Genomic DNA, 19,863 nt, shown 5'->3' with positions numbered 1-19,863 from the left:
ATGAAAGCGAAGAGCACAGCCCTGTGTCTGCCTTTGGCCGCATTGCTGTGCCTGGGCGGCTGCACCATGGCCCCCAGGTATGCCCGACCGGAACCGCCGGTGCCGGCTGCCTGGCCGAGCGGGCAGGCGTATCAAGAGCCAAGTGGCAACCAAGCCGACCAGGAAGCGGCCGGTCTTGCCTGGCAGGAGTTCTTTGTCGATGCGCAACTGCAAAAGCTGATCGCCCTGGCCCTTACGAATAACCGCGACCTGCGCATCGCCGCCCTCAACATCGAGCGCTCACGGGCCCAGTACCGGATCCAGCGTGCCGAGCTGCTGCCGCAGATCGATGCCACCGGCGCCGGCAGCAAACAGCGCATTCCGAAAACACTTTCCTCCACCGGCCAGGCGGAAACCGTCGAGCAGTACAGCGCCGGCCTCGGGGTCAGCGCCTATGAGCTTGATCTGTTTGGTCGGGTGCAAAGTTTGAAAGACCGGGCATTGGAGCACCATCTCGCCACCGAGCAAGCGCGCCGCACGGTGCAGATCAGCCTGGTGGCCGAGGTGGCTGCCAACTACCTGAGCCTGGCCGCCGACCGCGAGCGGTTGCAATTGGCCCGGGAAACCCTCACAACCCAGCAGGCCACCCACCAACTGATTCAGCGCCGCTTTGAGGTGGGGGCCGCCTCCGAGCTGGATCTGCGGCAGGCGCAAACCAGAGTCGATGCGGCGCGGACGGATGTTGCCCGCTATACGACCCTGGTGGCCCAGGATGAAAACGGGCTCAACGTGGTGGTCGGCGCTCCGGTTCCTGCCGAGTTGCTTCCGAAGGCGCTTTCCGAAAACCTCACCGCTGTGCAGGATATCGCGCCCGGCCTGCCCTCCGAGGTGCTGCTCCGTCGCCCCGATGTTCTGGCGGCCGAGAACCTGCTCAAGGGATACAACGCCAACATCGGCGCGGCCCGGGCCGCGTTTTTTCCGCGCATCACCCTGGTCGGCTCCGTCGGCGTGGGCAGCGACGAACTCGCCACCCTCTTTAGCTCAGGTTCCGGCGCCTGGGCCTTTGCTCCGAACATCGTTTTGCCGATTTTTGATGCGGGCTCACGCTGGGCCAGCTTGAAGGTGGCGGAGGTGGACCGGGATATCGCCGTTGCCCAGTACGAAAAGGCGATTCAGACCGCCTTCCGGGAAGTGGCCGACGCCCTTGCCCAGCGGGGAACCATCGATGAGCAACTGACGGCGCAGCAGTCCCTCACCGACGCCACCGCCACAAGTCACCGTCTCTCCCAAGCCCGCTATGAAAAAGGGGTTGACAGCTATCTGGCCGTGCTCGATTCCCAGCGCTCGCTGTATGGCGCACAGCAGGAGCTGATCGCCACTCGTTTGATCCGGCTGCTGAATATGGTAACATTATACAAAGTGCTCGGTGGCGGGGGGGAAGTCGCGTCTGCGCCATACATTCCGTGAGCAGCGGCCGAGGTGAAGAATAAACCACGGCCGGAAAAGGAGCATTGCTATGGCAGGGCAACAGAGAAGATGGCTGATCGCGGTTGCCGGGTTCCTGCTTCTGGCTGTTCTGGGAGGCCTCGGCTGGCGAATGTTTGCCAGCAAGGATCGGGAAATCGGGCTTGCCAGCGGCAATGGCCGCATCGAGGCGGTTGAAATCGACATCGCCGCCAAGACGGCGGGGCGGATCAAGGCCATCCTGGTGAAGGAAGGCGACTTCGTCACTGCCGGGCAGATTGTTGCGCGCATGGATACCGAGACGCTCGCTGCCCAGCATCGTGAGGCGGAAGCATATCTGCGCAAGGCGGAAAGCGGTGTGCAAACCGTGCAAAGCCAAGTGGTGCAGCGCCGGAGTGAGAGAGCCGCGGCCATGGCGCTGCTCGCAGAACGCGAGGCCGAATATGATGCGGCTTTAAAACGTCTATCGCGTTCGGAATCCCTGGCCGGCATCGGGGCCATCGCTACCCAGGAACTGGACGACGACCGCGCCCAGGCCTTGAGCAGCCAAGCGGCAATCCGTGCGGCCAACGCGCAGATAGCAGCGGCGGAAGCCGCGATTGCCACGGCACAATCCCAGGAGGTTGAAGCGCGTTCGGTTGTCGAGGCATCGCGGGCCACGCTAGAGCGGCTCCAGGCAGACCTCGACGACAGCGCCTTGAAGGCGACCCGTGACGGCCGCGTGCAGTATCGCATTGCCCAGCCCGGCGAGGTGGTTGCCGGTGGCGGCAAGATTCTCAATCTGCTCGATCTGAGCGATGTGTACATGACCTTCTTTCTGCCATCTGCCATTGCGGGCCGGGTGGCGATCGGCTCGGAGGCGCGGCTGGTGCTCGATGCCGCGCCGGAGTACGTCATCCCTGCGACGATTTCCTTTGTCGCCGACGTGGCCCAATTCACCCCCAAAACCGTGGAAACCGCCAGCGAACGCCAGAAGCTGATGTTCCGGGTCAAGGCGCAAATCGCTCCGGAGCTGCTCAAGAAACATATTCATCATGTCAAGACCGGGTTGCCGGGCATGGCCTATGTGCGGCTCGATCCGCAGCGTGAATGGCCGGCCGCTCTGCAGGTGAGGCTGCCGCAATGACCGGCGACCTGGCGACTCCTTCCTCTGTTGCGGCAGGAATCGCGCCGGTCGTGAGGGTAACCGATGTCAGCTTGCGTTACGGCAAGACGCTTGCCTTGGACCGGGTCACCCTGGATCTGCCGACAGGGCAAATGGTCGGCTTGATCGGACCGGACGGGGTCGGCAAATCCAGCCTGTTTTCGCTGATCGCCGGCGCCCGCGTCATCCAGACCGGCCGGATCGAGGTGCTGGCCGGCGACATGGCTGAAGCGCACCACCGGAAGATTGTCTGCCCGCGCATTGCCTATATGCCGCAAGGGTTGGGCAAGAATCTCTACGCCACGCTGTCGGTATTTGAAAATATCGATTTCTTCGGCCGCTTGTTCGCCCAGGACAGCGGCGAACGCCACCGCCGTATCCACGACCTGCTGGCAAGCACCGGACTCTCGCCTTTCCGGGATCGCCCGGCGGGTAAGCTTTCCGGGGGCATGAAACAAAAACTCGGACTCTGCTGCGCGCTTATCCACGATCCCGATCTGTTGATCCTCGATGAACCCACCACCGGGGTTGATCCGCTTTCGCGCCGCCAGTTCTGGGAGCTGATCGACCGCATCCGCGCCGGGCAACCCGGGATGAGTGTGCTGGTGGCCACCGCCTACATGGAAGAGGCTGCCCGCTTCGACTGGCTGGTGGCCATGGATGGCGGGCGGGTGCTGACTTGTGGCACTCCTCGGCAACTGCTTGACCGCACGGCCAGCGAGACACTGGAGTCCGCCTTCATCTCCCTGCTGCCAGAAGAAAAGCGCGCCGATCACCGGGCGGTGCGGATTCCACCCCGCGCCACCGATGGCGACGAGATAGCGATCGAGGCAAAGGAGCTGACCATGCGTTTCGGCGACTTCACCGCGGTGGACCGGGTGAGTTTTCGCATCGCCCGCGGCGAGATCTTCGGTTTCTTGGGTTCCAACGGCTGCGGCAAGACTACGACCATGAAGATGCTGACCGGCCTGCTGACGGCCAGCGCGGGAGAGGCGTGGCTGTTCGGCCAGGCGGTAAACCCCAAGGATCTTGAAACCCGGCGGCGGGTCGGGTACATGACCCAATCCTTCTCGCTCTATTCCGAACTGAGCGTGGAACAGAATCTGACCCTGCACGCCCGGCTTTTCAGTGTCCCCGCGGAGCAGATTTCCGGACGCGTGGATGAAATGGCCAGCCGTTTCGGCCTGTCCGGGGTCATGGCCGCGCTGCCCGGCAGTCTCCCCCTGGGGCAACGCCAGCGGCTCTCCCTGGCGGTGGCGATGATCCATCGCCCGGAGATGCTGATCCTCGATGAACCCACCTCTGGGGTTGACCCCATCGCCCGGGATGGTTTCTGGCAAATGTTGATCGATCTTGCCCGCCGCGACCGGGTCACCATCTTCATCTCCACCCATTTCATGAACGAAGCCGAACGCTGCGACCGCATCTCGCTGATGCATGCCGGGCAGGTGCTGGTCAGCGATACGCCCGCCGCGCTCATGCAACAACGTGGGACATCAACGCTGGAAGAGGCATTTATCGGGTATCTGGAAGATGCGGCGCCGGAAAGAAAGACTCCTGAACCGCCGACAACCGCGGCCATGGCCCCTTCCGTGCCGCCGTCCCGCGGCATAACCACCCCCAATAAAAAAATCGGCTTCAGCCTCCGCCGCCTGTTCAGCTACAGCCGGCGTGAGGGGATGGAACTCCGCCGGGATCCGATCCGGGCCACCTTGGCGCTGCTCGGCAGCGTCATTCTGATGCTGATCATGGGGTACGGCATCACCATGGATGTGGAGGATCTGGCCTTTGCCGTACTCGATCGCGACCAGACCTCGGCCAGCCGTGATTATGCGCGCAATCTTGCCGGTTCGAGTTATTTCATCGAGCATGCGCCAATTGTCGATTACGCCGATCTGGACCGGCGCATGCGGGCCGGCGAGATCAGCCTGGCCCTGGAGATACCTCCGGGATTTGCCCGCGATCTGGACCGCTCCACTCCGGTGGCGATCGGGGCCTGGATCGACGGGGCCATGCCGCAGCGGGCCGAAACCATTCAGGGCTATGTGAGCGGGATGCATGCCCACTGGCTGGCCGACCTGGCCGCGCGCAAGCTTGGCCAATCCCGCTCCGTTGGGCTGGTCAACATCGAAACCCGGTTTCGCTACAACCCCGATGTCAAAAGCCTGGTGGCGATGGTGCCGGCGGTGATTCCCCTGCTGCTGATGATGATTCCGGCGATGCTCACCGCGCTCAGCGTGGTGCGGGAAAAAGAGCTCGGCTCCATCGTCAACCTCTATGTCACGCCGGTTACCCGGCTTGAGTTTCTGCTCGGCAAGCAACTGCCCTACATCGGGCTGGCAATGGTGAATTTTTTGCTCATGGCCTTGCTTGCGGTGACTGTTTTCGGCGTGCCGATGCGGGGGAGCTTTCTTGCCTTATCAACGGCGGCACTGCTGTATGTCATCTCCGCCACCGCCATGGGGTTGCTGTTCTCCACCTTTGTGCGCAGCCAGATTGCGGCAATCTTCGGCACGGCAGTGCTCACCATTCTGCCTGCCGTACAGTTCTCCGGCATGACCGACCCGGTCTCCTCACTGGAGGGGGTGGGCAGAATGATCGGCGCCATCTACCCCACCACGTATTTCCTGGTTATTGCCCGCGGCACCTTTTCCAAGGGGCTTGGTTTTGCGGACCTCCAGGCATCCTTCCTGCCGCTCATCCTGGCCGTTCCCGTGCTGATCGGGCTATGCGCGCTGTTGCTGCGAAAACAGGAGGCCTGAACATGCGTTTCGCCACCATTCGCCATCTGGGTATCAAGGAATTGCGCAGCCTGGCCCGAGACCCGATCATGCTGGGGTTGATCCTTTTTGCCTTTACGGCGGCGATTTACTCGGCCGCCACGGCAATGCCGGAAACCCTCAACAAGGCGCCGATCTCCATCGTGGACGAAGACCGGTCGCCGCTGTCGGCGCGGATCGTTGACGCCTTTTATCTCCCCCATTTTCTCTCGCCGGTGATGATCACCCAGGCCGAGATGGATGCCAGGATGGATGCTGGCCTCGATACCTTCGCCTTGAACATCCCCCCGGAGTTTCAGCGCGATCTGCTGGCTGGGCGGCAACCGACGATTCAGCTCAATGTCGATGCGACCCGCATGAGCCAGGCTTTTACCGGCAGTGGCTATATCCAGACCATGATCACCAGCGAGGTAACCGAGTTCGTCCAGCGTTACCGCGGGGTTGCGGCGCCGCCGGTGGATTTGGCCTTGAGGGCGCGCTTCAACCCTTCCCTGACCCAGGCCTGGTTCGGGGCGGTGATGGAAGTCATCAACAACGTCACCATGCTCTCCATCGTGCTCACCGGCGCCGCTTTGATCCGTGAGCGGGAGCACGGCACCATCGAACATCTGCTGGTCATGCCGGTGACGCCCTGTGAGATCATGACGAGCAAGGTCTGGGCCATGGGGCTGGTGGTGCTTGTTGCCTGCGCTTTCGCCCTGGTGTTTGTGGTACAGGGGCTTTTGTCGGTGCCCATTGAAGGTTCGCTCGTGCTGTTTTTGGCCGGCACCGCGCTGCATCTGTTCGCCACGACTTCCATGGGTATTTTCATGGGCACCATCGCGCGCTCGATGCCGCAGTTCGGGCTGCTGTTAATGCTTATCCTGATGCCGCTGGAGATGCTCTCCGGCGGCGTCACCCCGCGCGAAAGCATGCCTGATTGGATTCAAGTGATAATGCAGATAGCGCCGACCACCCATTTTGTCTCATTGGCCCAGGCGATTCTCTATCGGGGGGCAGGCCTCGATGTGGTGTGGCCGCAGTGCGCCATTCTCGTTGTGATCGGGGCGGTTTTTTTCGGCATCACGCTGGTCCGCTTTCGCAAAACCATCGGGATCTTGGGGTAAAAAGGCCAAGCCCACGGCTGCGGGCCGTGTGAAAAAGTCTCAAGCGGGAATTAAGCGGGAATCGTCGGCCTATGGGTGGACGCGATGTGCGGGGGAACCTGCGTAGCGGTGGAGCATGGTGTCCGGCGAACCCTCGAACCCCCTTCACCCATGTCTTGCCGAAAACCGTGGCGGCGCAAGGGAGCGTTCAGTCGCCAAGGTCCTCGCCAAAGGGATTCTTCAGTCCATACCGCTCGATCTTCCGGCGTAGGGTGTCCTTGGAGATGCCCAGCTCCCGGCAGGTGTTCATCCGCCGCCAGTGGTTCCGTTCCAGGGATTGAAAGATCGCCTGTTTCTCGATCTCCTCGAGGGGAAGGGGCTTGTGGAGCGGGATGGGGCCGGAGTGCGGACTTTCCTGGCTTTTGGGGGCAAACGGTTCGGGGAGATGTTCCGGCCGGATGAACCCTCCATGGCAGAGGATGAAGGAGTACTCGATGATGTTTTCCAGCTCGCGGATATTGCCGGGGAAGCCGTAGCGCATGAGAATGCCTAAGGCTTCATCGGAAATCCCGACGATATCCTTGCCCTGCTGATTGCTGAATTGTTTGATGAAATGTTCGGCGAGCATGGGCACGTCTTCCATGCGCTCCCGCAGGGGGGGGAGGAGGATCTTCACCACGTTCAGGCGATAGAAGAGATCTTCCCGGAAGATGCCTTCCTGGACAAGCTGCTGCAGGTTGCGATTGGTGGCGGCGATGATCCGCACGTCGGCCTTGACCGGTTTGTTGGAACCAAGGGGTTCGTACACCTTTTCCTGGAGAACCCGCAGGAGCTTGACCTGGAGGGAGGCGGGAATATCCCCGATTTCATCGAGGAACAGGGTGCCTTTTTCGGCGCTGGCAAAGCGGCCCGGCCGGTCGTGCTTGGCGTCGGTGAAGGCGCCGGCCTTGTAGCCGAAAAGCTCGGACTCAAGCAGGGTTTCCGGCAGGGCGCCGCAGTTGACCGCCATGAATGGGCCTTTGTTGCGCCGGCTCGAGGTGTGGATGGCGCGGGCCACCAGCTCTTTACCGGTGCCCGATTCGCCGAGCACCAGGACATTGCTTTCGCTGTGGGCGATCTCGGGCAGGATGCTGAAGATCCGCTGCATGGAGGCACTCTTGCTCAGGATCTCGCCGAAGGTATAGCGCCGGGAAAGCTGTTTGCGCAGTTCCGTGACCACGCTCAGATCCCGGAAGGTTTCCACCCCGCCGATGACGTTGCCTTCGTGGTCAAGAAGCGGGGCGGCGCTGATGCTTAAGGGGATCTGCTTGCCGTCGATGTTCTTGACAAAGATGGAGCGGTTGGCCACGGGCTTGCCGCTGTAAAGGCTTTGGGCGATGGCGCAGTTTTCGCCGCAGATGCTGGAGTGGAACACGTCGCTGCACGACTTGCCGATGGCATCCTGCCGTTTCCAGCCCGTAATCAATTCGGCCGCCCGGTTGAAGGAGGTGATCTTCCAACTGCGGTTTACAGTGAACACCCCGTCGGCGATGCTTTCCAGGACGAGATCCTTGGTCATGACCGAGGTGAGGTCGCGGAAGGTTTCCACCCCGCCGATCACGTCGCCGTCCGGGTCGGTAAGGGGGGCGGCGCTGATGCTGATCGGGATGGTCTCCCCGTCCTTGCCCTTGATGAAGATGGAGCGGTTGCCGATGGGCTGGCCGCTTTCCACGCTCTGGGCGAGAATGCAGGCATCCCCGCAGATGCTCGAATGGAAAATGGAGCTGCAGGGCTTGCCGAGAACCTCATCCTTGTTCCAGCCGGTGATGTGTTCCGCCGCCTTGTTGAAGGAGGTCAGATGCCAATTCCGGTCCACGGTGAAGACGCCGTCGGCAATGCTGTCCAGGATGAGATCCTGTTGCAGGCTGGAAGTAATGTCCCGGAAGGTTTCCACCCCGCCGATGACCTGGCCTTCCGGGTCGATGAGCGGCGAGGCGCTGATGCTGATGGGGATGGTCCGGCCATTCTTTCCTTTGATATAGATGGAACGATTGACGATGGATTTTCCTTCGTTGACGCTTTGGGCCAGGATGCAGTCGGCGCCGCAGATATTGGACTGGAAGATTTTATTGCAGGAGATGCCTACCACTTCCTGGCGTGTCCAGCCGGTAATCTCTTCGGCCGCCTTGTTGAAGGAGGTGATGCGGAAATGTTTGTCCACGGTGAAGACGCCGTCGGCGATGCTGTTTAAAACCAGCGGGTAGATGTGGCCCGGGTCGGTGGCGTCGCGGAGGGTGATGATGGCGCCGGTGAGTTTGCCGTCTTTGTCGGGAATGGGGATCGCCGTGACCAGGAGGATGACCGAGTCCTTGCTGTCCGGTTTGTGCATCACGACCCGCAACCCATGCATGGCGCGGCCGGAGGCCAGCGGACCATACAGACTGCACAGTGCCTCAAACTTGCCTGATCCGCTGAAAACATCCTGGCAGCTCTTGCCGATGGTCTCACCGGTGGTGAGGCCCATGAGTTTTTCCGCTGCGTGGTTGAAGGAGGTGATCTGCCAGTTTTCATTGACGGTGAAAACTGCTTCCTGTACGGCCAGGGAAGAAGGGGGGGTGGTTTTGGCGTCCATGGTTTATGAAATAATGGAGTCTTTTGGGTTATGGATAATTGTTAAGAATCATTCTTGAATCTATTAAAGGATATAGCAAAAAAAAACAAAGTGCGCTTGCGGAAAGGCAAGAAGCAAGGTGTTTTTCTCAAAATGGGAGAAGGTTGACGGATTTAGGGTCCGGTCGGGTGCGGGGACAATGGGACGTTTGCCCAGAACGCGTGAAAATTATCTTGACATGCGGGTTTGTCAAATTACAATGGCTTGAATTTATCCATTGGCAATTAAACCAAACGTTAATTGCTTAAATACCTTCTGGATTATCCGATTCCTGAAGGGTGGAAGAGGTCGAGCACCCTTCTGAAATAACTGAGGAGACGTGAGAATGAAGATAGATGATCTTGAAAAACTCGAGAATGAGGGGGTTGAAAACCTTCCTTCCGAGGAGCGCCGCCGATTCCTTCGCTTTGGGTTGGCGGTAACCGGTGTTTTTGTCGGGGGTTCCGTGCTTTCCCTGACCTCCGCGCGGAAGGCCGAGAGCGCCATGGGTCCGGTGCCCGCCGCCGGAAGTTTTCCGTACAGCCCCCATTACACCATGGTCATGCGGCAGAACCGCTGCATCGACTGTGAACGCTGTATGGAAGCCTGCGTGAAGACCAATAACGTGCCTTCCTACGGCTACCGCACCACCATTCTCCAGCAGGAGCGGGAGATTGCCAGGGGAGAGAAAGAGCGGGTGTTCATGCCGGTGCTCTGCAACCATTGCAATCGTCCGCCCTGTGTCCGGGTGTGCCCCACCACCGCAACTTACAAGGACAAGAAAAACGGTATCGTCATGATGGATTACAAGCGCTGCATCGGCTGTAAGACCTGCATGGCAGCCTGTCCTTACAATGCCCGTTATTTCAAGGAAGAGAACCGGGCCGTTGACAAGTGCAATTTTTGTTTCGACACCCGCCTGTCCAAGGGCGAAAGCACGACGGCTTGCTCCGCTGCTTGTCCGGCTGGAGTTCGCGTATTCGGGGATCTCACCAATTACGACAGTGAGGCGTACAAGCTGATCCACACGCCTGAGAAGGTTGTTTGGGTTCTTCGTCCTGAAACCGGCGCCATGCCCAACGTGTTCTACATGAATGATTAACCAAACAGCGGAGAGGGCCGTAATGAAACGCAATAATAAGAGCGTAATGAATATGGTGGGCTTGGCGGCTGTGATCGGCCTCCTGGTTTTTTCCAGCCAGTCCTTTGGCGAGGAAGCCTACGATGAGGATACCTATGGGCCGAAGGCGCCCATTATTTGGACAAAACCCGTGAAGGGCGTGGTGTTTTATCATAAAACCCACACCATGGACGCCGGTCTTTCCTGTGATATGTGCCATGACACACTCTTTGAGATGGCAGCCGGAGCTGCCGAGGAGAAGGCGGATTTCACCATGGCTTCCTTGTACAAAGGGAAATACTGCGGCGCCTGCCATGACGGGCAGATGGCTTTTGCCTCCAACACCCGTTGCGCCACCTGCCATGTGGGCGTGAAGGGGTACAATAAACTGACCGGCCCCGCGCCCCAGGGCAAGGCAACCGGTAAGCATTGATTTTATCGGTGTTTCAATCCTTTCGTTTGCCGCGATAGCGAGCAGACGAAAGGGGTTGATGCCTGTCCTGTTTTTTAAGCGGAAAGTCTGGGGGTGCTTGGGCTTTCCGCTTTTTTTTGTTTGCCTCCTTTCTACTGTTGTTCGCCCACCTGCCAACACCAGGCTCTTGGTTCAGGAAATCCCTGGACCCCTCGCAATCGTATTACAATCCGTATTGTCAAATAATAGGTGAGTTCTCGCCTTCTGTTCTGTCCTGCCGATTTGTGCGCCCTTGCGTCCAGGCGCAGATGAGTCCTGGGTGTGAAGGTGCCGGTTTCTCGCTGTTTTCCTTTTTTGTCCGTTGCGCTATTCCAGTGCGTTTTGTTCGGAAATGATCGAGATATGATCCTCCCGGAAGAGTCATGTCGACGTGTGCGTGGGGCTGAGGAGGCGTATGTTGCGCCGTTTTTTGTCTATCTGTTTGATTTTAATAAACAAAAAAACAGACATGCGTTGAGGCTTCCTGGGGAGGCAGTGCGGCATGCTATGGGGGGTGAGTGTCGTATCGCCCTGTAGTTATGTTATTTTTACGTTTTATTGGCGATTGAGCCTTGTGTTTGGCAGGTGGATCGTTTTGCGTCCATTGTGGGCGGGGTGTCAGATCAAAAATAGCCCTGCACGTTAAATAACCTGCAACAGCATATGTCCGCGATAGATATGAAATCTGTGGTTGTAAAACTCTAACTCCTTGCTTCTCTATGGAAAACTGAATTTTTCCTAAAAAAGAAGGTGGATCGATTTGTTGTGGCACGCACTTTGCTCTTTGATATTACCGACATGGGAGCAGTGTAAGGGAAAGCCCATTGCCGAGCAAGCGAATGCACAGAAAAGGAGGTGGCCAGGGAGAGTTGGCGGAAAATGTTCTGGAGGGGAGAAACTCCTCAATCAACGGGTGGCGGCCCGGAAAGTAACCCTTGCTCCAGAAAATACCAGCAACTGTTTGAGTACAGGCTGAAAGCGAAAATTAAACGAAGTTTGCAGAAATAACTCCCTGGCCGGGAGTGAGTTACACTAACTGTTAATTTGCAGGTAAAAATTTTAGGGAGGAAAAATCATGTTGAACACATTCTCACTCGCTGAGGTGGCAGAGGAAAAGGTCGCTACCCCGACCGTGACCAAAGCCACCATCCTGTGCGCGATCCTGGCCCTGGTCGGTGTCGGCGCCGGTCTGTATGCCCAGGTTGTCGGGCATGAACATGCCTTTGCCAACACCCGGGAGATGCCTTGGGGCATCCTGATCGCGAATTACGCGTATTTCGCCATCATCTCCACCGGGCTCTGCCTGCTTGCCGTGCTGAGCCACATCTTCGGGCACAATCGTTTGACCGCGCTGGCCAACCGCATGGTATACCTCTCCATCGTGGTCATCTTCGGCGGGTTCCTCATCATCGGCCTTGAGCTTGAGAATCCCCATCGCATGCTCCTCTACAACATGCTTTCCCCGAATCTGACCTCCAACATCTGGTGGATGGGAACCCTGTACAGCATGGCCGTGGGCTTCATGTTTGTGGAATTTTACCTGATCCTGACCAAAAAATACTCTCTGGCTGTTACCCTTGGCGTACTTGGCGCCCTGGCTGAGCTTGCGGCCAACACCAACCTTGGCGCCGTGTTCGCGACCCTTTCCGCACGGCCTTTCTGGTACGGTTCCCAGTTGCCCATCTATTTTCTTGCTTCCGCCGTTATGACCGGTTCCGCCGCGATCATTCTGTTCAGCAACTGGGCCTATAAGATGCGGGGCGAGGAAATGAGCCAGTCCACCCGCGAAGGTCTCCAGGGCGCCGGCAAGGTCATGTTCAGCACCCTCGTGCTGCTGGCCATCGCCACCACCTGGAAGTTCATCGCCGCCTTTGCCGGTGGCGCGGAAGATGTTCGTCTTGCCGCCCTGAGCCTGCTCCAGGGTCCGCTCGCCATGAATTTTTGGGTGTTCGAGACCGTGGTCGGCATGCTTGCCCCCATCGTGATCCTGACCCTCTCCCGGATGAAGAGCCAGCAGGCTCTGTCCGCTGCTGCCCTCATGGTGTTGGTTGGTGCGTACTTCCAGCGCTTCGATATCGTGGTCGCCGGCCAGATCGTGCCGATCTATAACGGCTTCGATGATCTGCCGACCTACCTTTCCTATATCCCCTCCGTGGCCGAATTTTTGATCGCCCTGGGTGGTTTCGGTCTTGTCGGTCTCGGGTTCCTCCTTGGGGAGCGGTTTTTTGGCAAGGCTTTCCGGCCCAGCGGTCATCATTGATCACTGCCCACGCGAGGCTGAATTAAGACAAATGACCTCCCGCGGGCGGGATATCCCGCCCGCGGGAGGTTCAAACCGGAGTAGAGACGATGATATCTGACAATAAAGCAATCTTCACCATAGGAACTGCGGCCAAAATGCTGGAAGTGCACCCGCGGACCCTGAGGATCTACGAAAGGGAAAATCTGGTCAAGCCTTTGCGCAACGGGCAGTGGCGCTACTACACCATGGATGACATTAAATGGATCCAATGTCTGCGCGACATGATCCATGAGCATGGCATCAGCATCGCCGCTATAAAAAAGTTGTTGCAGTACACCCCCTGCTGGAACATTGCCGACTGCCCCTTTGAGAAAAGAAAGCAGTGCACGGCCTTCATGTCCAGCGGGCTTGTTCCCAGAAAAATCAGTGTTGAGCAGAGATCGGGAGATGTTGCTGCCTGAGCGGTACTCGGCTTTTGTTTTTAACAAGGAGAACGACAATGACCACCATCACACAGTTTCTGGATAAGATCAGCCTCGGCGGTTTGGGCGCGGATGAAGCGACAGGAAGTGTTTCGGCCAGGGATTCTTTTCGCCGGATCAGCGAGGTTTTCTGGGGAATTGCGACCTTTGCCCTGTTTCTGCTCTTGGGTCCGTTTTCCGCCATTGCCGCCGTTTGCAGCGTGGTATCCCTGGCAAAGCAGGGTAACGGGGTTGAGCCTGAGGCGAGGTGCTAACGACGAAAACGATGAGCGTTGCTCTGGGCATGGTTTCTGTGATCAGGAGTGAGCGGCCAGTTGCGTTGAGAAGTAACTGATGGTTGACCCTTGGTTGCAGGAATGGCGGAAGGCAAGAAAAAAGGCTGCTCGGTTGAGCAGCCTTTTTTTGTCCAAAAAAGCAGTCGGTTGGTTTATTGGTGACACGCGTTATTGCATTTGGTCGGGCCTTCGTTTTTTGCCTTGTGGCACCCCATGCAGAGGGCATGCCCGGTCTTGAGGTCCCAATTTTTGTTCGTTGGGAAGTTTTCGTTTTTGTGACAGGTGTCGCAGTCGTGCTTGGTCTGATGCTTGGCGTGGGGAAAGATTGCAGGCCTTTTCCCTGACTCGCTTTTCAGGACGATAACCGATGGGGCATCGGTGGGATGGTCAGCCTTTGTTGCCGGGCTGTCTACCGCGCCGCCGTGGGCGGTCGTGTTCTGAAGAAGCAGCATGCCTGCGAGGAGAAGTGCACTATGTTTCATGGGCGCTGGGGGTAACCGTATGGGGGATGAAGAGAGGTGCCGCGTAACCACGTCCGTGCCGTTTAAGGCAAAAACAATAAAAAAGGCTACTCATTCGAGTAGCCTTTTTGTATCCATGCTACGCGCGAATACTTACTTCTTGTGGCATTCAGCACACTTGGCCGGACCCTGTTTCATCGCTTTGTGGCAATCAAGACAGGCTTTGCCGTGCGCAGCTTCTTTGTTGATCGCGATTTTTGCCGGGGTGCCTTCGTGGCACTTGGCGCAATCGCCAAGTTTGGTCTGATGAGCCTTGTGGTTGAACGTGACTTTGCCCATCGGCGCTTTTGCCGCGGGATAGGTGACAACGTCGGCAGCAAGTGCCGAGGTGGCTGCAAAGCCCAGGACCAGCGCGAAGGCTACGGAACAGAGAACGGATTTTTTCATGATACTTCTCCCTAATACGGTTGGTTTATAAATTGGGTATATGAATCCCCATTCAATTACAAATGTTGTTTTATAAACCCACTTGCCGAGCCTTGTCAAGCAGGAAGAATGGAATGCGCGTTTCGGTTCTTCAGTTGCCGCCGTAACTGTGCAGCCCGGAAAGGAGAAAATTGACGCCATAGTAGGTGAACATCACCGAGACAAAGCCGCCGATGGCCAGCCAGGCGATGCGGCGGCCTCCCCATCCCCTGGTGAATCGGGCATGGAGGGTTGCCGCGTAGACAAACCAGGTAATCAGCGACCAGGTTTCCTTGGGATCCCAGCTCCAGTAGGTGCCCCAGGCCGAATTCGCCCAGACGGCGCCGGTGATGATACCTGCGGTGAGCCATAAGAAACCGAATACCAGGGTTTTGTGAATGATGTCGTCGATCACTTTGAGCTCAGGGAGGGAGGCGATGAGGGGGGCAGCGGTCTTGTCCGTCCTTCGATCCTTAACCAGGTACATGATCCCCATGCCGCTGGCAACCGCAAAGGCTGCATAGCCGATAAAGCAAGTGATGACATGGGCGATGAGCCAGTTGCTCTGCAAGGCCGGGATGAGCGGTTTGATATCCGGGTTCTTGAGGCCCGCCAAGATCATGGCCAGAGCGGCAAAGGGCATGGAAAACGCACCGAGTACACGGTTTTTGTAGCGTATTTCCATGAAGAGATACACGAGGGCGATGGACCAGGCAAAAAAGACCAGGGACTCATACATGTTGGAAAGGGGCGCGTAACCGATCCCCATCTGGTGCGATTCGTACCAGCGCAGGCCAATGCCGGCGGTGTTGACCAGGAACGCCCCGGCGGTAACCAGCGTAGCGAAAAGGCCGATCTTTTTGGCCCGGAAGACCAAGATGGCAATGTACAGTACCGCGGAGAAGAGGTACGCAAACGTTGTAATGCCCAGGAGTTGTGAACTATTCATGGCGGATCCTTAAGCGTTTTGAAACGAGGAGTCGTTCGTGAAGCCCTGGACTAGGGCGGCAAATTCTTTTTCAAAGGCGATCTTGTTTTTGCTGCTGGCCCCGCAAACCAGGATTCGGCAGCGGTCCCCATTCTCTTCCCTGGTAATATAAACCCAAATCCTTCGGTGTGAAAGAAAGAAAGCCACGTAGAGGCCAATGAGCATCAGGGTGCATCCTGCATAGACGGTCCATACCCCGGGATCCTTGGCGACCTGTAGGCCGGTGGCGTACACCTGGCTTGCCGCGAATTCATAGGTCGCTGTCGGGGTGGTAATGGTCTGGCTGGCGCTGTTGTCCATCCAGAAAATGCTCGGTTCTCCTTGTCCGTCGGAGAACCAGACTTTCAGACGGTTGACATCTCCCATGCGGCTGCGCACTTCCTGGTTGATAATTCCGAAGTCGATGCCTCCGTCGGCCCAACTGATTTTCTGACCGAAGGGAATTTGGAAGGATTGGCTGACCTTGGTGTTTGTGTTGGTGATGACCACGTTGAACCCCTGCATGGGTTCATAGCTTGACTGGTAGAAGGTGATTCCCTTGTAGTCCAACGGGTCGTTGACGATGATGGGACGCTTGTCAATCATGGTTTTTCCGTTTTCCTGTACGGTGAGGATGGAGCGGAACTCCTTCGGGGTTGCCCCGTCCGCGTAATACGCGACATTGAAATCGTCGCACTGCACGGTGAAACCAAGGGGGATGGGGCTGCCGGTTCTGCTTTCGTAGACGGTGTCGCTGGCGCTTCCCTCCGGAATCATGACGCCCGCCTTGAAGCCGAGCAGGGAGCCGATGATGGCCCCGGCGAAGATGACGAGGATGCTCAGGTGAACCGCGTAAACGCCCAGACGGCTCCACGGGGTTTTCTGAGAAAAGATGAGCGAACCGTCCGGTTTATTTTCATGCGCGGCTTTCCAGCCGTTCTTGGCCAGAAGGGCAATGGCTGTTTCCGTCAGGGCGGCGGTGTTTCCGGAGGCATGGAAAAGCTGGCGGTGGGGCATTTTTTCCAGCCGTTCGGGGTCGGTGTCCAGATTATTCAGCACCACCATCTGCCAGACGTTGGGGAGCCGGTCGATGGTACAGACGATGAGGTTGATGCTGAACAGGAAAAGAAGGGAGAGAAACCACCAGGAGTTGTACATATCCGGCACGTCGAGCATTTGAAAGAACTGCGCGGTGCGTTGGCCAAAAGACTCGATGTAGAACTCGGGCGGGTTTTTTTGGGGAATAAGCGTGCCGATTACGGAGGTCGTGGCAAGGATCAGCAGGGTAAAAAGGGCAAGCCTGACCGATGCGAAAAAACGCCACACCATGTTTTCTGTTTTTTTCATATGCGCCTTGTGACGAGGATTTTGGGGGAGGAGGGGCTGGGGAAAGAGGGACAGCCCTGTATTTTAATAGGAGTGTAACCAATTAGATTATAGTTTGTAATCTCTACCTGTGTTTGCCTTGGGCTGTCAATAAAAAACTCCCGGCAAAGGGGGCGTCCCATCTCCAGATGGGTTTCGGCGGTGTTGGACGCCGGGTTTTGTCCAGGGCATCGGGAAGCATGGCCAGTGAGTCCGTCTGTAGGTGAGACACTCCTTTTTTTGGTTTGTTCCGATCTTTTTGCGCCTGCCGCGTTTTCTTCCGAAGGATAAAAAAAGAGAACAAAATACTTGTCAAGCTCCGGGAGAAGGTGTATACATTTTCCTCTTTGAAAAGGGATCGGCCGGAAGAACTCAGGCTGTCTCTGTCTGGTGATTTCAAGATACCCGCTGGCGCGGTTTGTTAAAGCTGAGTTGAGCAGCTTGCCTGCTCGTACGAAACTTATACCCTCTGGGTGTAAAGGAGTTTTGTCATGTCAAAAAAATGTGCGATTTGTGGAAAAGGCCCGACCACCGGTAATAATGTCAGCCATGCCAACAACAAGAACAGAAGGCGTTGGCTGCCGAACCTGCAGCGGGTTAGAATGGCCACCTCCGGTGGTAACGGCATGCAGGTTCGTGTTTGCACCCGTTGTATCCGTTCCGGCGCCGTGGTCAAGCCTGCCTGATATTCTCCGACATTGATGTTCCCCGCCCCTGCTTCCGTTAAGAAGCCGGGGCTTTTTTTTGTTTGTCTTCGGGAAATCCCGGGGTTGGAGCAGCCCCAACGCCCCTAGGCTCTTCTGGCCTCCAGGACACCGTCAAGCTGCTGCACATGCTGCAACAGGCGCAAGAGATGTTCCCGGCTGTTTATCTCAACGATTATGGAAAGCTTGGCGATTCCGCCGCTTGAGGTTGTGGCTTCAAGGGTGAGGATGTTGGCGTCGTCGTGGCTGATCGCATTGCTGAGCGTGGCCAGCAACCCTTTCTGATCCCGGGCGACAACCTGGATCTGGGCCCGGTGGGTGGCCTTGATGTTTTCCGCCCAGTTGACCGCGATAAGCCGTTGCTGGTCCGAGGCCGCGAGGTTGGGGCAGGAAGCCTTGTGCACGGAAATGCCCCGGCCCGAGGTAATGAAGCCCACGATCTCGTCGCCGGGTACCGGCATGCAACAATGGCTGATCTTGGTGAGGACATTGTCCGCGCCGCTCACCAGGATGATGTTGTCCTTGTCCTGTTTTTTCCCTCCCCTGGCCGGAGTTGTTTCCGGCACAATGTCCTCGGGCAGGGTTTCCCTGATTTCCTCGGGTTGCAGCTCCTTGATGATAGTCTGAACCGTCATTTTTCCTGAGCCGACACGGCGCATGAGGTCGTCAAGGGAGTTGCAGGCAAGGGTCTTGAGAAGCTCCCGGAGGTGGCCGGTCTTGATCAGCTTTTTCAGGCTGAGGTTGTGCCGCTTCAGCTCACGATCGCAAATTTCCCGTCCGACCTGCAGGGTTTTTTCCCGCTCCTCCTGGTTGAGCCACTGGCGGATCCGGCTTTTGGCCCGGGCGGTTTTGACCAGCCCGAGCCAGGAGCGGTTCGGTTTTTGCTTGGGCGAGGTGAGGATCTCGACCAGATCGCCGTTCTTGAGCTGGGTTTTGAGCTGGGCGATGATGCCGTTGATCTTGGCGCCGGTGCAGCGATTCCCCACCTCGGTATGGATGCTGTAAGCAAAGTCGATGGGGGTGCTGCCCTTGGGAAATTCCTTTACCTCCCCGTTGGGGGTCAGCACGAAGATCTCTTCCTCGTAAAGCTCGCCCTTGACCGCATCCAGAAACTCCCTGGGGTCTTCCAGTTCCTGGAGGGTGGACACCAGTTGCTTGAGCCATTTGAAAAGCCTGGCGTCCTTGGAGGTGATGGCCTTGCCTTCCTTGTAGGCCCAGTGGGCGGCAATGCCTTCCTTGGCGACCTGATCCATCTCCTCGGTGCGGATCTGCACCTCCATGAACTCCCCGCGCAACCCCACCACCGAGGTGTGCAGCGACTGATACATATTGTTCTTCGGGGTGCTGATGAAATCCTTGAAGCGCCCATCCACCGGGGGCCACAGCGAATGGATGATGCCCAGGGCCTCGTAGCACTCCTTGACCGAGGAAACGATGATCCGGAAGGCAACCTTGTCGTAGACCTTCTCGAAGGGGATATTCTGGGCCACCAGCTTCTTGTAGATGCTGTAAAGGTGTTTGGGGCGGCCCAGTACCCGGAATTGCTTGAGGCCATGCTCGGCCAGTTTCCGGTTGAGCAGCGCCTTGACCTCATCCACATAGGTTTCCCGATCGGCAAGGGAGGTATGGGTTTTGGTGGCGAGATCCTCGTATTCGTCGGGATGGAGATGGGAAAAGGCAAGGTCTTCCAGCTCCCGCTTGAGCCAGTCTATGCCCAGCCGGCTGGCCAGCGGGGCATAGAGCTCCATGGTCTCTTGGGCGAATTCCACCTGCTTGTCGCGCGGAATATGCCGCAGGGACTGCATGTCGTGCAACCGGTCGGCCAGTTTGACCAGCAAAACCCGGATATCGGAAGACATGGCCAGGAGGAGCTTGCGGATATTTTCCGCCTGGTAGGCGAGGTGGCTGTTGAACTGGACATCGGTGATCTTGGTGGCGCCCCTGACGATATTGGCGACATCGTCGCCAAAGGTTTCGCGGAGGGTTTTCTCCGTGCCCTTGAGATCGGCGGCATGCTTGAGCACGCCGTGCAGGAGTCCGGCGCAGAGGGTGGGGACATCCAGGCGCATGGTCGCCAAAATGTCGGTGACCATGAGGGCGTGGTACAGAAAGGGCCGGCCGGAAAGGCGATGCTTGCCCGAATAACATTCCGTGGCAAATTCATGCGCCTTTATGAGCGGGGCGAGATCTTCCTCGGGCATGTAGCCCCTGGCCCGTTCGACTATTGCTTCTATGGTAACCATGCGGCTG

16 protein-coding genes and 1 pseudogene are annotated in these 19,863 nt (G+C 57.8%); 10 read left to right on the top strand and 7 right to left on the bottom strand.

Annotated features, from left to right (window positions below; translation table 11 throughout):
- Genes adeC through MWR57_RS01305 form a run of 4 tightly spaced genes read left to right on the top strand, consistent with a single transcriptional unit; the run spans window position 1 to window position 6,473 of the window.
- On the top strand, window positions 1–1,446 hold the full coding sequence (adeC, locus tag MWR57_RS01320) for an AdeC/AdeK/OprM family multidrug efflux complex outer membrane factor (RefSeq protein WP_423122981.1): 1,446 nt from the start codon (window positions 1–3) through the stop codon (window positions 1,444–1,446).
- A gap of 49 nt (window positions 1,447–1,495) precedes the next feature.
- The gene (locus MWR57_RS01315) at window positions 1,496–2,569 is read left to right on the top strand and encodes an HlyD family secretion protein (protein WP_423122980.1); all 1,074 of its coding nucleotides are present in this window, start codon (window positions 1,496–1,498) and stop codon (window positions 2,567–2,569) included.
- Window positions 2,566–5,349 (top strand): ribosome-associated ATPase/putative transporter RbbA, encoded by a 2,784-nt coding sequence (gene rbbA, locus MWR57_RS01310; RefSeq protein ID WP_423122979.1) that lies wholly within the window; start codon window positions 2,566–2,568, stop codon window positions 5,347–5,349. Before MWR57_RS01315 ends, rbbA begins: the two co-directional genes overlap by 4 nt.
- A 2-nt stretch (window positions 5,350–5,351) precedes the next feature.
- Window positions 5,352–6,473, top strand: a complete 1,122-nt coding sequence (locus tag MWR57_RS01305; RefSeq protein ID WP_423122978.1) for an ABC transporter permease — start codon at window positions 5,352–5,354, stop codon at window positions 6,471–6,473.
- Window positions 6,474–6,660: 187 nt separating this feature from the next.
- On the opposite strand, the gene MWR57_RS01300 is transcribed toward MWR57_RS01305, so the two are convergent.
- Window positions 6,661–8,385 (bottom strand): sigma 54-interacting transcriptional regulator, encoded by a 1,725-nt coding sequence (locus MWR57_RS01300; RefSeq protein WP_479723929.1) that lies wholly within the window; start codon window positions 8,383–8,385, stop codon window positions 6,661–6,663.
- Window positions 8,362–9,063: pseudogene (locus MWR57_RS14415) on the bottom strand (PAS domain-containing protein); the annotation flags it as partial. The gene MWR57_RS01300 and the pseudogene MWR57_RS14415, both read right to left, overlap by 24 nt.
- A gap of 364 nt (window positions 9,064–9,427) precedes the next feature.
- Between MWR57_RS14415 and MWR57_RS01295 the strand changes: the two are divergent.
- From MWR57_RS01295 to MWR57_RS01275, 5 genes are all read left to right on the top strand, one after another.
- The gene (locus MWR57_RS01295) at window positions 9,428–10,183 is read left to right on the top strand and encodes a 4Fe-4S dicluster domain-containing protein (protein ID WP_423122976.1); all 756 of its coding nucleotides are present in this window, start codon (window positions 9,428–9,430) and stop codon (window positions 10,181–10,183) included.
- 22 nt (window positions 10,184–10,205) lie between these two features.
- A complete protein-coding gene (locus MWR57_RS01290; protein WP_423122975.1) occupies window positions 10,206–10,634 on the top strand; it encodes a cytochrome c3 family protein in 429 nt (142 codons plus the stop codon).
- 1,093 nt (window positions 10,635–11,727) lie between these two features.
- Entirely contained in the window at window positions 11,728–12,912 is a 1,185-nt protein-coding gene (gene nrfD / locus MWR57_RS01285) for an NrfD/PsrC family molybdoenzyme membrane anchor subunit (RefSeq protein ID WP_423122974.1), read from the top strand.
- Window positions 12,913–13,001: 89 nt separating this feature from the next.
- Window positions 13,002–13,355, top strand: a complete 354-nt coding sequence (locus MWR57_RS01280; RefSeq protein WP_423122973.1) for a MerR family transcriptional regulator — start codon at window positions 13,002–13,004, stop codon at window positions 13,353–13,355.
- Between the two features lie 38 nt (window positions 13,356–13,393).
- Entirely contained in the window at window positions 13,394–13,630 is a 237-nt protein-coding gene (locus tag MWR57_RS01275) for a hypothetical protein (RefSeq protein ID WP_423122972.1), read from the top strand.
- 173 nt (window positions 13,631–13,803) lie between these two features.
- On the opposite strand, the gene MWR57_RS01270 is transcribed toward MWR57_RS01275, so the two are convergent.
- The 4 genes from MWR57_RS01270 to resB form a co-directional block, all read right to left on the bottom strand.
- On the bottom strand, window positions 13,804–14,133 hold the full coding sequence (locus MWR57_RS01270; protein ID WP_423122971.1) for a hypothetical protein: 330 nt from the start codon (window positions 14,131–14,133) through the stop codon (window positions 13,804–13,806).
- 132 nt (window positions 14,134–14,265) lie between these two features.
- Window positions 14,266–14,559: a cytochrome c3 family protein gene (locus MWR57_RS01265; protein WP_423122970.1), complete on the bottom strand. Its 294-nt coding sequence runs from the start codon at window positions 14,557–14,559 to the stop codon at window positions 14,266–14,268.
- Between the two features lie 130 nt (window positions 14,560–14,689).
- On the bottom strand, window positions 14,690–15,526 hold the full coding sequence (gene ccsB / locus MWR57_RS01260; RefSeq protein WP_423122969.1) for a c-type cytochrome biogenesis protein CcsB: 837 nt from the start codon (window positions 15,524–15,526) through the stop codon (window positions 14,690–14,692).
- Between the two features lie 9 nt (window positions 15,527–15,535).
- Window positions 15,536–16,891: a cytochrome c biogenesis protein ResB gene (resB, locus tag MWR57_RS01255; RefSeq protein WP_423122968.1), complete on the bottom strand. Its 1,356-nt coding sequence runs from the start codon at window positions 16,889–16,891 to the stop codon at window positions 15,536–15,538.
- 509 nt (window positions 16,892–17,400) lie between these two features.
- Between resB and rpmB the strand changes: the two genes are divergently transcribed.
- The gene (rpmB, locus tag MWR57_RS01250; RefSeq protein WP_423122967.1) at window positions 17,401–17,595 is read left to right on the top strand and encodes a 50S ribosomal protein L28; all 195 of its coding nucleotides are present in this window, start codon (window positions 17,401–17,403) and stop codon (window positions 17,593–17,595) included.
- A 104-nt stretch (window positions 17,596–17,699) separates the two neighbouring features.
- On the opposite strand, the gene MWR57_RS01245 is transcribed toward rpmB, so the two are convergent.
- Window positions 17,700–19,856: a RelA/SpoT family protein gene (locus MWR57_RS01245; protein ID WP_423122966.1), complete on the bottom strand. Its 2,157-nt coding sequence runs from the start codon at window positions 19,854–19,856 to the stop codon at window positions 17,700–17,702.
- Window positions 19,857–19,863: the final 7 nt, after the last annotated feature.

Origin of the sequence: Hydrosulfovibrio ferrireducens (assembly GCF_046883345.1) — a bacterium.
In the GTDB taxonomy this organism is placed as follows: domain Bacteria; phylum Desulfobacterota; class Desulfobulbia; order Desulfobulbales; family Desulfurivibrionaceae; genus Thiovibrio; species Thiovibrio ferrireducens.
Note: the sequence above shows the minus strand (reverse complement) of the source record. Positions and strands in the feature narration are given on the sequence as shown.